The sequence below is a fragment of the Methylobacterium mesophilicum genome (assembly GCF_022179445.1).
Lineage (GTDB): Bacteria > Pseudomonadota > Alphaproteobacteria > Rhizobiales > Beijerinckiaceae > Methylobacterium > Methylobacterium mesophilicum.
The window spans coordinates 64208-78774 of the sequence record NZ_BPQU01000009.1; the positions used below are offsets into that span (position 1 = coordinate 64208).

Annotated in this window: 10 protein-coding genes; 3 read left to right on the forward strand and 7 right to left on the reverse strand. The window is 69.1% G+C overall.

Features of this window, described 5'->3' with window-relative positions; all coding sequences use genetic code 11:
• Positions 1-228: 228 nt before the first annotated feature.
• From MFF40_RS11715 to MFF40_RS11725, 3 genes are all read left to right on the forward strand, one after another.
• A complete protein-coding gene (locus MFF40_RS11715) occupies positions 229-543 on the forward strand; it encodes a hypothetical protein (RefSeq protein WP_147897038.1) in 315 nt (104 codons plus the stop codon).
• A 58-nt stretch (positions 544-601) separates the two neighbouring features.
• Positions 602-1780, forward strand: a complete 1179-nt coding sequence (locus tag MFF40_RS11720; RefSeq protein ID WP_147897011.1) for an efflux RND transporter periplasmic adaptor subunit — start codon at positions 602-604, stop codon at positions 1778-1780.
• A gap of 85 nt (positions 1781-1865) precedes the next feature.
• Positions 1866-5039: an efflux RND transporter permease subunit gene (locus tag MFF40_RS11725; RefSeq protein WP_147897012.1), complete on the forward strand. Its 3174-nt coding sequence runs from the start codon at positions 1866-1868 to the stop codon at positions 5037-5039.
• Between the two features lie 100 nt (positions 5040-5139).
• On the opposite strand, the gene MFF40_RS11730 is transcribed toward MFF40_RS11725, so the two are convergent.
• From MFF40_RS11730 to MFF40_RS11760, 7 genes are all read right to left on the reverse strand, one after another.
• Entirely contained in the window at positions 5140-6174 is a 1035-nt protein-coding gene (locus MFF40_RS11730) for an adenylate/guanylate cyclase domain-containing protein (RefSeq protein ID WP_147897013.1), read from the reverse strand.
• Positions 6175-6220: 46 nt separating this feature from the next.
• Positions 6221-6580 carry a response regulator gene (locus MFF40_RS11735; RefSeq protein WP_147854468.1) on the reverse strand — a complete coding sequence of 120 codons (360 nt, stop codon included), beginning with the start codon at positions 6578-6580 and terminating at the stop codon, positions 6221-6223.
• Between the two features lie 70 nt (positions 6581-6650).
• A complete protein-coding gene (locus MFF40_RS11740) occupies positions 6651-9524 on the reverse strand; it encodes a response regulator (protein WP_147897014.1) in 2874 nt (957 codons plus the stop codon).
• Positions 9525-9992: 468 nt separating this feature from the next.
• Positions 9993-10199, reverse strand: coding sequence for a hypothetical protein (locus MFF40_RS11745; protein ID WP_147854466.1), 207 nt, complete (start codon positions 10197-10199; stop codon positions 9993-9995).
• A 28-nt stretch (positions 10200-10227) separates the two neighbouring features.
• Positions 10228-10938 (reverse strand): sugar transferase, encoded by a 711-nt coding sequence (locus MFF40_RS11750; RefSeq protein ID WP_147897015.1) that lies wholly within the window; start codon positions 10936-10938, stop codon positions 10228-10230.
• Positions 10939-12063: 1125 nt separating this feature from the next.
• Positions 12064-13380, reverse strand: coding sequence for an MFS transporter (locus MFF40_RS11755; protein ID WP_147897016.1), 1317 nt, complete (start codon positions 13378-13380; stop codon positions 12064-12066).
• A complete protein-coding gene (locus MFF40_RS11760) occupies positions 13380-14510 on the reverse strand; it encodes a helix-turn-helix domain-containing protein (protein ID WP_238260556.1) in 1131 nt (376 codons plus the stop codon). The genes MFF40_RS11755 and MFF40_RS11760 overlap by 1 nt, the downstream gene beginning before the upstream one ends.
• Between the last annotated feature and the right edge of the window lie 57 nt (positions 14511-14567).

The following is a 14567-nucleotide window of genomic DNA, read 5'->3' on the forward strand; positions in this document are numbered from 1 at the left end:
TCCGCGGCGCGAATGACAATTATCAGTAGAAATCCACTCTGATGGCTCGCCTTTCGAGGTCGGCGCGCGTGTAGCCTGTGGTATCCCTTGCGAACCGGCGGCCGAATCGGGTTTGTCCTGCGCAGAGACACCGCGGCATCGCGGGGCGCGACACCTGAGGAGGATGGCCGCGGCTTGGATCGATCGGTTGGCCCGGTCGGCGCAGTGACCGGAGGCGTATCGACGATGATGATCGCTATTCCCGCCTTGCTGATGGGAGCGACCCTGGCGGTGCCGGTCGCGGACCGCATGCCGGCCTTCGATGTCGGGCCGGGGTGCCGGGCGGCCACCACGCTGATGACCCTCGATCCCAAGCGGCAGAAACTCTGCCTCGACGACGAGGCGTCGGCCCGCGCGCAGGTCGCCCAGCAATGGGCGCGCTATCCGGCCGGCGACCGGACGCGCTGCACCGCGGAGGCCCAGCTGGACGGCCTGCCGAGCTACGTCGATCTGCTCGAGTGCCTGACCCTCGCCCGCGAGGCCAAGGCGGAAGACAAGTGGTAGCCCCGGCAGGATCTCCGCCCACGACCGTCCCGTAACGATCCCAGTCGAGGGGCCGCCCGTGCCGATCGCGCTACAGTTTCCCGGCCCTGCCCGCCTCCTGGTCGTCGCGACCCTCGCGGCGCTGGCGGCCGGGTGCCACGACACCAACCAGTACGTTCCGCCGCCGCCCCCGAGCGTCTCGGTGGCGCAGCCGGTCGCGCGCACGGTGACGCGCTACTTCGAGCTCACCGGCAACACCAAGGCGTTCGCGGCCGTCGATCTCGAGGCCCGCGTCCAGGGGTTTCTGGAGGGGATCAGCTATACGGACGGGGCCGTGGTGAAGAAGGGCGCGCCGCTCTTCTCCATCCAGCGCAACACCTACGAGGCGCAGCTCAAGCAGGCGCAGGGCGCCCTGGCCGCGCAGCAGGCCGCCCTGGCCAACGCCCAGTCGGAGTACCAGCGCCAGTCCACCCTGGGACGGCAGGAGTTCGCCTCGCAGGCGCGGGTGGAGGATGCCAAGACCAAGCTGGACCAGGCCACCGCCGCCGTGTTGGAGGCGCAGGCCAACCTGGATATCGCCGCGATCAACCTCGGCTACACGCAGGTCTCCGCGCCCTTCGACGGGGTGGTCACCAATCACCTCGTGGATGTCGGGGCGCTCGTCGGCATCAGCGGGCCGACCAAGCTGGCGCAGCTCGTGCGCATCGACCCGCTCTACATCTACTTCAACGTCAGCGAGCAGCAGGTCCTGCTGGTCAAGCAGCACCTCCTCGCGACGCAGCGGACGTTGGGCGACCTGTCCAAGATCCCGGTGGAGATCGGCCTGCAGGACGAGGCCGGCTATCCGCATACCGGCAAGCTGGACTACCTCGCGCCCCAGGTGGACCCGTCCACCGGCACGCTGCTGGCGCGGGCGCTCATCGACAACGCGGATCACGCGCTCCTGCCGGGCCTGTTCGTGCGGGTCCGGATCCCGGTCGGACGCGACGACAAGGCCCTGCTGGTCCGCGACGACGCCATCGGGACGAACCAGCAGGGCAGCTACCTGCTCACGGTCGGGGCCGACGACACGGTCGCGCAGCGGGTGGTGACGCTCGGTCCGCGCGACGGGCGCGACCGGGTGATCCTGACGGGGCTCAAACCCGACGCGTGGGTCGTCACGGACGGCATCCAGCGGGCCATCCCGGGGGCCAAGGTCGCGCCCCGGAAGGTGGCGCCGGCCGACGCTTCCGCCGATCCGGCGCCGGTTCAGCGGTGAGACGCCGGCCGTCGGCACCCGTCGATCCGCGCTCCCGCCCGTCCGGCGGGCCGCCCCTGAGACGTCGGCACCGAGGGCCAACGGCATGATCTCGCGCTTCTTCATCGAGCGGCCGGTCCTGGCCAACGTGCTCGCCCTGGTGATGGTGCTGGTCGGGGCGGTCTCGCTGTTCAACCTGCCCGTGTCGCAATACCCCAACGTCGTCCCGCCGACGGTCCAGGTCACCACGCGCTATCCGGGGGCCAGCGCCCGCACGGTGATCGACACGGTGGCGCTGCCGATCGAGCAGCAGGTCAACGGCGTCGAGGGCATGCTCTACATGCAGTCGACCAGCGCCAGCGACGGCACCTACACCCTCACGGTCACCTTCGCGATCGGGACGGACGGCGACCAGGCCCAGGTGCTGGTGCAGAACCGCGTGGCCATCGCGATGTCGTCGCTGCCGCAGGCGGTGCAGGTCCAGGGGGTCACGACCCAGAAGAAGTCCACCGCGGTCCTGCAATTCGTGACGCTGTCGTCCCCCGACGGACAGTTCGACAGCCTGTTCCTGTCGAATTACGGCGTCATCAACGTTCAGAACGAGCTGGCCCGGCTTCCGGGCGTCGGCAACGTCACGGTGTTCGGCGCCGGCCAGTACGCGATGCGGATCTGGCTGGATCCCGACCTCGTGCAGGCCCGGGGTCTCACCCCCGACGCCATCATCACCATCGTCCAGCAGCAGAGCCAGGAGGTCACCGCCGGGGCCGTGGGCATGCCGCCGGTCCCGGCCGGTCAGGACTTCCAATACACCCTCAACGTCAACGGGCGGCTGAACGACGCCCCGGACTTCGAGAACATCGTCATCAAGGCGGATGCGCAGGACGGCGGCCGCATCACCCGCCTGCGCGACGTCGGCCGCGTCGAACTCGGCGCGCAGACCTACAGCCAGTCCTTCACCCTGAACGGCCAGCCCGCCGCCGGCCTCGGCATCTTCCAGCTGCCGGAGGCGAACGCGCTCACGGTGGCGGAGGCGGTCCGGACCCGGATGGGCGAGCTGGCCAAGAGCTTCCCGCCGGGCCTCGTCTACAGCATCCCGTTCGACACCACCGGGTTCGTGCAGGCCTCGATCCACGAGGTCTACACGACGCTGTTCGAGGCCGCCGTCCTGGTCCTGATCGTCATCCTGGTCTTCGTCCAGGACTGGCGCGCCATGCTGGTACCGGCGACCACGGTCCCGGTGACCATCATCGGCGCCTTCGCGGCCATGGCGGCGATGGGCTTCAGCGTGAACCTCTCGACGCTGTTCGCCATCGTGCTGGCCATCGGCATCGTGGTGGACGACGCGATCGTGATCGTCGAGGGGGTGGCGCACCACATCGACGAGGGCCTCTCGCCCCGGGCGGCGGCCGAGAAGGCGATGGAGGAGCTGTTCGGCCCGATCATCGGCATCACCCTGGTGCTGATGTCGGTCTTCGTTCCGGCCGCGTTCCTGCCCGGCCTGACCGGCCAGCTCTACAAGCAGTTCGCCCTGGTCATCGCCGCCACCGCCCTGATCAGCGCGGTCAACGCCGCCACGCTGAAGCCGACCCAGTGCGCCCTGTGGCTGCGCAAGCCGGTGCCCCCGGAGAAGCGCAACGTGTTCTACCGCGGCTTCAACCGCGTCTACGGCGTCGCCGAGGATTGGTACGCAAGGCTGATCGGCCACATGGTCCGGCGAAGCGGCGTCATGGTCGCCGTCGCGCTCCTGCTGATCGGCCTGGCCGGATGGGGGCTGACCCGCCTGCCGACCGCCTTCCTGCCGACCGAGGACCAGGGCTACGTCCTGATCGGGGCGCAACTGCCGGACGGCGCCTCGAAGGAGCGCACCGACGCGGTGATGCAGCGTATCAGCGCGCAGGCGAAGGCGACGCCCGGCGTGGACAACGTCCTCACCATCAGCGGCATCTCGGTCCTCGACGCCAACGCCACCCTCCCCAATGCCGGCGTCGCCTACGTCGTGCTCAAGGATTGGGACGCCCGGGGCAAGGCGAAGGGCCAGGACCTGCGCAGCCTCTACGAGCGCTTCAACGCGATGCTGGAGGAGGTGGAGGGCGCCTCGACCTTCGTGCTCATCCCCCCGCCGATCCAGGGCATCGGCAATGCCAGCGGCTTCACCATGCAGGTGGAGTTGCGCAACGGCGACTTCGACTACCCGCTGCTGGAAAGCCTCGCCCGGACGATCGTCGCCGACGGGACCGCGCAATCCGGGCTGCAGAAGCTCAACACCTCGTTCCGGGCCGGCGTGCCGCAGATCGCGATCGCGGTGGACCGGGTCAAGGCCGAGGCCCTGGGCGTGACGGTCGGACAGGTGTTTTCGACGCTGTCGAGCTACGTCGGGTCGTCCTACGTCACGCAGTTCAACAAGTTCGGCCGGACCTTCCAGGTCTACGTGCAGGCCGCGCCCGATTACCGGCTGCGCCCGGAGGACATCCAGAACCTGAAGGTGCGCGCCGGCAACGGCGTGATGGTGCCGCTCGGCACCGTCGTCGAGATCAAGTCGGTCCAGGGCCCATCCCTGATCAGCCTCTACAACCTCTACCCGACGGCCACGATCGTGGGCGGGGCGGCCCCGGGCTTCAGCTCCGGGCAGTCGCTGGACCTGATGCAGCAGATCGCCGCCAAGGTGCTGCCGCCGGGCACGGGCTACGACTGGACGGCGATGTCGTATCAGGAGAAGGCCGTGGGCTCCCAGATCTACTGGGTGTTCGCGCTGGCCATCGTGCTCGTCTACCTCGTGCTGGCCGGGCAGTACGAGAGCTGGATCCTGCCGCTGGCGGTCCTGCTCGGGGTGCCGCTGGCGCTCCTGGGCACGGTCGGGGCCCTGCTGACGCTCGGGGTCGCCAACAACCTCTACACGCAGATCGGCCTGATCCTGCTGATCGCGCTGGCGAGCAAGAACGCCATCCTGATCGTCGAGGTCGCCCGCGAGAAGCGGCAGGCCGGGCTCGACATCGCGGTGGCGGCCGTGGAGGCGGCGCGGCTGCGCTTCCGCCCGATCCTGATGACCTCGTTCGCCTTCATCCTCGGCGTGCTGCCGCTGGTCACCGCCTCCGGGGCGGGGGCGGCGGCGCGCAAGTCGATCGGCATCGCGGTATTCAGCGGCATGCTCGCCTCGACCTGCCTGGCCGTGCTGTTCGTGCCGTCCTTCTACGTCATCCTGCAGCGCCTCGAGGAGCGCCGCGCGCGGGGCCCGCGCCCCGCACCGGCCGGGACGGTATCGGCGGCCTCGGAGAGCCTCTGACCGCGACGACGCCCGGCCCGGATCTCAGAAGCCAAGCGGATCCGGTGAAGCCTGGCCGCCGACGCAGCAATGCGCGTGGTTCGTCCCGCGGTGGAAACGCCTACCTCAGCGTGCAACAATAGACCTCGCATTCGCCCTTCCCCTTGAGGGCGACCTTCCCGACGGGACGGATCGCGCCGCCGTCCCGCACCCGGGTCGAGGCCTCCTCCGACAGGTGGACGGCGCATCCGTCGCCGAGCGCACAGAGGCGCGCGGCCACGTTCACGGTGTCGCCCCAGAGATCGAAGGTGAACTTGGACCGGCCGACGATGCCGCCGACGACCGAACCGATGTGGATGCCGGCCCGGATCCGCCAGCCGGTCGGCCCGTCGCCCGCGATGGCGACCATGTCCCGGGCGCAGCGCACCGCCGCGGTCACCGGGTCGGCATGGGGCGACAGGAGGTTGGCGGTGGCCATGAACGCGTCGCCGATCGTCTTGATCTTCTCCATGCCGTGCGTGTGGGCGACCACCTCGAACGCCTCGGCGAGGCGCTGAACCTCGGCGACGACGGCTTCGGGGCCTTGGGTGTGGCACCAGGCCGTGAAGCCGACGAGATCGATGAACAGCACCGCGACGTCGTCGAAGAGCCGGGGCTTGACCTGCCCGGTCGTCATCAACTCGCTCACCGCCGCCACGGGCAGGATCGCGTGGAGCAGGTCGTCGGCGCGCTTGCGCTGCCGCTCGATGGTCTCGAGATGCGCCATCTCCCGGTCGTGGAGCCGCTTCCGGTCGAGGCACGCGCGGATCCGGGCTTCGAGCAGCACCGGCTCGAAGGGTTTTGGCAGGTAATCCTCGGCCCCCATCTCGATGCAGCGCACGATGCTGCCGATCTCGGTCAGCGCCGAGATCATGACCACCGGGGTATGGCGCAGCCGCTCGTGCGCCTTGATGCGGTCGAGCACGGCGTAGCCGTCGAGGATCGGCATCATCACGTCGAGCAGGACCAGATCGAACGGCTCCGCGTCCAGCAGATCGAGGGCCACGCGCCCGTTGGAGGCCCGGACGCTCGCATGGCCGAGAATCTCCAGTTCCTGCTCCAGCAGGTCGAGGTTGAAGGCTTCGTCGTCGACGATGAGGATGCGCGCTGGGTCCACGGGTCTCGCTCTCTCCGGGCCGAAGCCTCTCTGGGGCCGCCCGCGCTCAGTCGAGCCAGTGATGCAGCTTGGCGAACAGCAGGTCCTCGTCGACGGGCTTCGTCATGAAGTCGTCGCAGCCCGCGGCCCTGGCCTTGTCGGCGTCGCCGCTCATCGCGTTGGCGGTAATCGCGATGACGGGGATGCCGGCCGTCGCCGGGTCGGCCTTGATCCGCCGCGTCGCCTCCCAGCCGTCGATGACCGGCAGGGAGAGGTCCATCAGGATCAGGTCCGGGGTGTGGCTCGCCGCCATCGCGACGCCGGCGGCGCCGTCGACCGCCATCACCAGCGCGTAGTCGTCCTCCAGGAGCTGCATCAGCAGATCGCGGTTGAGCGCGACGTCTTCGACGATGAGGATGGTCTTCATCCGCCGACATCCTCGCGGGCTGCGTGCGGGTGATGCATCGGTTCTTCCGCGGCCGTTTCGCCAGCAGCGCTCATTGCGTGACCTCGGCCGCCGGGTTGTCCGCCAGCGGCAAGGCCCGCCTGACCTCCCGGACCAGGGCGTCGCGGTCGAGGCCCTGCTTGTCGATCAGTCCGCGCACGCGCTCCCGCAGCATGCCCTGATCGGCCGCGTTCAACGATGCCGCCGTCAGGACGACGACGGGGATCGTCCGGCCGACGGGATCGGCCTGGAGATGGTCGAGGAAAGTGAGGCCGTCCATGCCCGGCATCAGCAGGTCGAGGAGGATCACGCTCGGGCGCGCCTGCGCGATGCGCTCGAGGCCCGCGGCGCCGTCCGGGGCCCAGTCGATCGTGCAGCCCTCGGTGTCCAGTAGCTGGCGGACGAGGTCGACCACGTTCGGGTCGTCGTCGACCACGAGGATGCGCTCGCTGTTGGGGGCGGCGCGGCCGAGGGCGCCGATCAGCGACTCGCGCTCGAACGGCTTCACGATGTAGTCGCTGGCGCCGAGGTGGAAGCCGAGTTCCTTCTGATCGACGATGGAGATCAGGATGACCGGGATCTCGCGCGTCAGCGGGTCGGTCTTGAGCGCGTGCAGAACCTGCCACCCGTCCGTGCCCGGCATCATGATGTCGAGGGTGATCGCGCGCGGCTGAAGCTCGCGCGCCTTGCGCAGGCCGTCCTCGCCGTTGGGGGCGCCGACCACCTCGTAGCCGGCGTCCGACAGGTTCTCCTGCAGCAGGTAGACGACGTTCGGGTCGTCATCGATCGCGAGCACGAGCCTGGATCCGGTCCGGGGCGCGGCATCCGTCGCGGGCGCCGTCGGCTTCGGGCTCGGCTGAAGTTCGAGGGCGCCCTCGACCCGCTGCGGGATGGTGAGGGTGAAGGTCGAGCCCACGCCTTCCCGGCTCTCCACCGCCACGTCCCCGCCGAGCATCCGCGCCAGCCGGTGGCTGATGGCGAGGCCGAGCCCGGTGCCGCTGTGGGCGCGGCTCGCGGAGTTGTCGACCTGCTGGAACTCCTCGAAGATCACGGTCAGCGCCGCGTCCGGGATGCCGATGCCGGTATCCGAGACCGCGAGCGCGATCCGGTCTCCGACCGCGCGGGCCCGCAGCGTCACCGAGCCGGTCTCGGTGAACTTGATGGCGTTGCTGAGGAGGTTGATCAGGATCTGCTTGAGCTTCTCCTGGTCGGTGAAGACCGTCTCCGGCAAGCCCTCCACGTCCTTGACCAGCCGCACCCGCTCGCTCTTGACCAGGGGCTCGACCGTTCGGAGGCAGAGGTCGAGGGTGGGCTCCAGCGCGAACTGTGCCGCCTTCACCTCCATCCGCCCGGCCTCGACCTTGGCGAGGTCGAGGATGGTGTTGATGAGCGACAGCAGGTGTTCGGAACTCGTCAGGATCTTTTCCAGGTTTTCGAACTGCTTCAGGGGCAACACGTCCTTGGCCCGGCGCATCACCAGCCGCGTGAAGCCGATGATCGCGTTGAGCGGCGTGCGCAGCTCGTGGCTCATGTTGGCGAGGAAGCTGCTCTTGGCCCGGCTCGCGTTCTCCGCGGCGTCCTTGGCCTGACGCAGGTGCTCCTCCGCGCGCTTGCGCTCGATCACCCGCCCGAGCTGGGCGCCGATGTTGCCCATGACCTTCAGCAGCGCCGGATCCGGCGTCCGGGCCTCGCAGGCGAAGAACTCCAGCACCGCCACGACCTCGCGCCCGATCGTGACCGGGAAGGCGAAGGCGGCCCGGATCCCGTCCGCTGCCGCGGCGGCGGCGCGGGGGAGGCCGGGCTCCGGCTCGGCATCGAGGACCCAGGCCGCCTCGCCGGAGGCCAGCACCCGCCCCGGCAACCCGACGGCGGCCAAGAGCGGCGTCCGCGCCGTGACGTCTCGGAACCGCGCGAAGCGCTCCGGCGCGTCGCAGTGCCAGAGGCCGGTCGGCACCAGGGTCCCGCTCCCGTCTTCGGCCAACCGATAGGCGTGCCCGAGGGGCCATCCGGTATGGGCCGCGACCCGATCCAGGCAGAACCGCACGGCGTCCTCGACGGTGGCGGCTTCGTTGGCCGCGGCCGCGGTGACCTGCAGCAACTCGACGAAGGCCGTCTGCTCCCGGAGCGAGAACTCGGCCGCCTTGCGCTCGGTGATGTCGCTCCACGACTCGACGACCTCGACGGGCTCGCCGTCCGGACCCCGGACGAGGCGCTGCTCGTCCCGGACCCAGCGATAGGCGCCGTCCTTGCGCAGGAATCGGTACTCGATGACGTTGTGGCCGGTCTCCAGCAGATGCGGGAACTCGGCCAGGACCCGGTCCCGGTCCTCGGGGTGCAGCCGGTCCAGCCAGAATTCGGGGCCGGCGAGGTAATCGCTCGGCTCGTAGCCGAGGAGGTCGCGCACGTTCTCGCTGATGAAGGTGGGCGCGTTGCGGCCGCCCACCTCGAAGCTGCAGATCATCGAGGGCGACGCGGTCAGGAGGTAGGTCAGCCGCCCCTGCGTCGTGAGCAGGGCCTGCTCGGTGCGCTTGATCTCGGTGACGTCGGTGTAGACCGCGACCGTCCCGCCGTCCCGGGTCCGGCGCTCGTTGATCTGTATCCAGCGCCCATCGCGCTGCTGCTGGAGGATCGGCCCGCGCGGATCGCGGAAGAGCGCGAGCCGGCTTTCGAGCCACGCGTCGCCGGTGACGCCCTCCTCCCGCACGACGCAGTTCTCCGCGGCGGCGCGCGCTATCGCGGAGAACGCGGCCCCCGGGGCGATCACGGCGTCGAGGCCCGGATGAAAGTCGCGGAAATGACCGTTGCAGAGGCGGAGGCGGTCTTCGGCATCGAACAGGGCGAAGCCGTCAGAACTGCTCTCGATCGCCTCGATCAGACGTTGCCGCTCGCCGTCACGCGACGCCGTTTCCGTGTCGAAGGCCATCATTCTGTGCCCTGCCGCCTCGAGCTTCCGACGCTGGGTTCTCGGGCCTTCCTCGGACATGAACCAGCGTCATCGATCCATGAGATCGACGCGCGATATCAAGTCACTTTGGAGCGGGGATCCGGAAATCACAATACCGAACGGTTTCCCCACAGGGGCTATCGCGAGTCTGTTGTGCGTCTACTGATCTGTTTTCTGGGTTGATCGGTATGATCCCGGATCGGCCGCCGTATCCGACCGGGGACGGGCGCCGATCATGCCGCGTCTGGCGCCGCTGCGGGCGGCCGGGGTGCGCGGGTTCGGGCCGCTGGGTCGTGGAATTGTCGAGACGCTTAGGATGGGGACTCGCCCGCCCCTGCCACCCGCTGCCGACGCTCGGTCGAGGTTGACCACCGTGACGCCATGGGACGCGCAGGGCTACCGAAGTCGCCGACCTTCCGCGCCATCGGACTGGATCGCCGGCCCGGAGATTCAGAGGTGCTGCACGTCGATCTTCGGGCGACGGCTCATTCGGGCAGCCGCCCGCGACCAGAGCCGGTGCGACGCCTTGTACGCACGGGCCGCACGCAGCATCACACCCACCGACAGGCTCAGCACGCTCGCCAGGAGCAGCAATGGTCGGGAGGGTGCCGTCTCGGCCTCGGCGTAATCGTACCAGAGCGGGTTGTCGTCCTGCATGGCTCGGTCCCTCGGAAGCGCGGCCACGCTACTTGCTGCCGCGCTGGGCGAGCACGGCCGGGACGGTGCGCAGCATGATCGCGATGTCCCGGCGCAGGCTCCAGCGGCTGGCGTAGTCCAGGTCCAGCGCCACGCGCTCGGCGTAGCTGGTGTCGGAGCGGCCCGAGACCTGCCACAGGCCGGTGACGCCGGGCGGCACGGCAAAGCAGGTCGCGAACGCCCGGCCGTAGCGGGCGACCTCGGCCTGCACGATCGGGCGCGGCCCGACCAGGCTCATCTCGCCGCGCAGGACGTTCCACAGCTGCGGCAGCTCGTCGAGCGAGGTCTTGCGCAGCACCTGGCCGATGGCGGTGATGCGCGGGTCGTCGGACAGCTTGTGCGTGGCGGCCCACTCGGCCCGGGCGCGCGGGCTGGCGGCCAGGTGCGCGGCCAGCACGCCCTCGCCGTCCGTGACCATCGAGCGGAACTTCAGGCAGCCGAAGCTGCGTCCGTCCCGGCCGAGCCGCATGTGCCGGAAGATCGGCGCCTTGCGGTCGCCGGCCCAGACCAGCACGGCGATCAGCAGCATCAGCGGCAGCAGCAGGAACAGCGCGGTCGCCGCCACCCCGATGTCGAGCCCGCGCTTGGCCGCCCAGTCGAGCCGAAGCCCCCGCGCCACGAACGGCGTCTCCGGCAGCACAGCCTCCGCAACAGCCTCGGCCGCCTCGCTCACCTGACCGACCGTGAGGTCAACCGTCACGGCACAGCCGCCGACAGGCGCAGCCCGACGAGCCGCGAAATCGGCCGTATCACGTCGATGTAATACACTGTGCAGCATAGTTCCGGCCTCTGGGTAGCGACGGTTGCCTTGGGTATTGGCTGGATGGTTAATCAATCATTACGTCTAAAAGCGGGTAAATCACGGATGCCGATATGAGACTAGAGGCGATATTTAATTCAAATGCACTTAGTTAACTGGTCTATGGCGGCGTACGTAGTTGGGCGATGCCGTCGAAGGAAAACAGGTCCCCGCCCGCCTGCCGCAGTGTTCGGCCGCTGAAGCCTACGTAGTTTCGGATCGGAGAGCCCCGTCTGCCCGGATCGATCGTACGCGACACAGATACGGATGCGTCGGACGGCAGCACCCACTTCAAGCGAGCCCCATCGGTCGGGCTCTCTACGGGCACGCCGGCAGGAAGACCTGGCCTCCCAACACCAGAACCAAGTCATCGATGGCGATCCGTCGATCGCGAGCGGACCCGCGGTGCCGCTCATGTCGGCGACAGCCATAGCCCTGATCGCTTGGGCTACGGGTGGCGTGAAGCCCGATGCAGGCGAGGTTCGGCACACGGTTCGTCGCGCGCACTGAGACATCCGCCGACGGGATCGAAGATACGCCCTGGTGAACGTCGACGATGGTCGGCCGTATGCTGGGCGCGATCATGCTTGCGCCACCGGTGCACAATAGAAAATGCCGCCGGTCTCCCCGATGATCTCCACAACCCAGTCCCATGTGGAATCGCAACGGGCGGCCCCGGTCCTACGGCACGCTGCAGCCACCCGGTCGGCGACGCCCATCGCCTCGTCGAAGACTTGCGTCTCCAGCACGAAGGGGGCGCACCGGATCTTTGTGCTCGAGGACTTGATCTGCAATTTAAACACGATGTCTGGCCGCACATAAAAGCAAAGACGATGCAATGACCGCATAGGCGGTTATGAACAGGTCCGCAGTGCCCTTACAGACACTGTAACCCGCCAAGCTAACCAATTGAGGCGGGAAAAACGGCAGGACAAAAGAACGGGACGCCGAGACAAACGCGGACGCGTCGGCGCCGGATGCGGGCCAGCCCGCGACAGCGTCGCCGGTCCGATCGCCGGGATACCGCTATCGCGAACGGTCCGGCCTCGACGGCGTACGAACGGCGCCGCCGACCAGGGCGAGGACAGACCCCAGCGCCGAGACGGGGACGAACACGGTCAGCATCGCCAGTCCGACGCCCTCGGCGCCGAAGATCCGATCGTTGAGGATACCGACGAGGAATGGACCGAGACCGAAGGCGATCAGCGTGACGCCGGACACGAAAAGCGCGTTGACGCGTCCGCGGAAGGCTCTGGGTGTCAGGACCTGAAGGCTGGCCAATATGGGTGCGCTGGTCATGCCGAGAAGCGCCACCAGGACGGTCAACGCCGTCAAGGACACATTGAGGTCGGAGGCGAGCGCGGTCGCGGCGACCGCGGGACCCGTCAGCGCGAGGGCGGCCGCGAGGATGAGAGATCCGGGTCTGCGTCGTCCGCGCGCGCGCCAACGATCGAGCAACCGCCCGGCCGTGAGATGTCCGGCCGGTGCCGCGACGAGAACCAGCAGGCCGATCCGTATGCCGCTCTCGGCGGGCGTGAGATGATGGACCCGCACGTAGAAGGTCGGGATCCAGGCCGTCAGCGTCTGTCCGATCAGGACGGCTGCGACGGCGGTCCCGAAGAGCGGCAGATACTGCGCGCGCCGCCGACACAGCCACGCCCGGAGCCGCGTCTCGCGCGTTGGCGGCGCGGGTGACGGTTCAACGATGCGGAGGGCGCCGACGAGCAGCAGGACGTTGGGGAGGCAGGCCAGGATGAACAGGGCGCGCCATGGCGGCAGGGCGGCCTCCATCCCGGGAAGCCGGAAGCCGCCGATCCCCGTCATCCAAGCCAGCACCGTTCCGCCCAGCAGGAGGGCGGAACTGCGCCCGACGCTTCCACCGGCCGTAAACCACGAGATGCCCCGTCCGAGCCGATGCCTCGGCAAACGATCGGACAAGAGCGAGAGCGCGACGGGCGTGATCGCCGCCTGCCCGAGGCCGAGGAGCGCGCGGGCACCCAGGAGCAGCACGAAGGTGTCTGACAGGCCGCACGCGAAGGTCGCCGCGCCCCACACGACGATGCTGGCGACCAGCAGCGCACGCCGATGGCCGCGATCCGCCAGGACACCCATGCCGGGCATGGCGAGCGCATTCACCAGCGCGAACGCCGACCCTTGAACCAGCCCGAGTTGCGCATCGCTGAGGCCGAGATCCACCTTTAGGGGCTGCGCCACGAGGGTGATCAGAAAGCGATCGCCGAAGGCGACCAGCTGGACCGCCGCGAGCAGCAGGACCAGAGGCAGCCCATCCCGGTCGCGCCAGGCGCGACCGGGCCGAGTGCCCCCGCCCTCGGCGCCCCGCATCAATACAACTCGGCAACCCAGCGCGCGAGGACCGGGTCGGGGGCAACCCCGTCCCTGGCTCCGGTCGAGCGGGCCTGCCGGATCTCCGTGCGGAACCGGCCCGGCGGCGCCCCGTAGGCGCCCGCGAAGACGCGGCTGAAATGGCTTTCGTTGGCGAACCCGTGCTCATGCGCCAGGCTAGCCAGGGGGCGATCCTCGCCGGGCCGCAGCAAGGCCTTCCGCACCGCCTCCAGCCGGCGCTGCTGGATGTAGCGCGCGATGCCGCCGTCCACGCCGAAAACCTTGTAGAGGGCCGAGCGCGACATCCCGATCCCGGATGCGACGGCCTGTACGTCGAGCCCCGCGTCCATCAGGTGTGCCGCGATGAACGCTTCGGCCCGCGCTCGACGCACGGGGTCGGCCGCCTCGTGCGACAGCGCCCGATCCGTGATCGGCAGGTTGGCGAGGCCGAGGCCCAGGAGCTCCGTCACGGCGCGCGCCGCGTGGCCGGTGCCGTCCGGCGGCAACGTCGCCACCCGCCGGACGAACGAGGACAGAAAGTCGGAGAGCAATCCGGCCGCCGCCGCCGGGAGGATCGCCCCGTGGATGTGATCGATGGTCCCGAGCACGCTGCGCACGTGCTCACGCGCCAACTGCACGGAGATGAGCCGGGCGCGCTCCATCTGCGACCGGTGCGGCCGCGAGGTGTCGACGATCATGATCTCCCCGGGACTGAGCCGCCGCTCGTCCTCGATCGGACCCGACACCAGCTCACCGGAGAGGAGGAGGTGCAGAACGAAATGGTCGAAGCCGTCGCGTCGAACGCGCGCGGCGTCCCGGCTGTGCCGAAGGCCGCTGATCCGACGATCGAACACGACCATCCTGGGCTCCCGCACGATCCGGACGGTGGCGTGGAAACAGCCGTCGGTGCGCGTGACGTCGGTGCCCGAGCTGTAGAGTCGCCGATACGCATCGAAGCTGCCGCAATCTGCGGCGGCGCGCGCGTCAAAGGTCAGCGCTTCGACAGGCATGAATCGGCATATCTCCCGGACGGTCGAGGGAAGGATCTTCGTCGGATCACGACTGCGCGCGCGGCCAAGCACGCGTTTGCAGCGGCCCCATCGATCCCCGCTCAGGTGCGGCGACCGCACTGCGATACGAGCGACGGTTCGAATGGTTCCCGGGATGCCAACCGGCTTAAACCGACG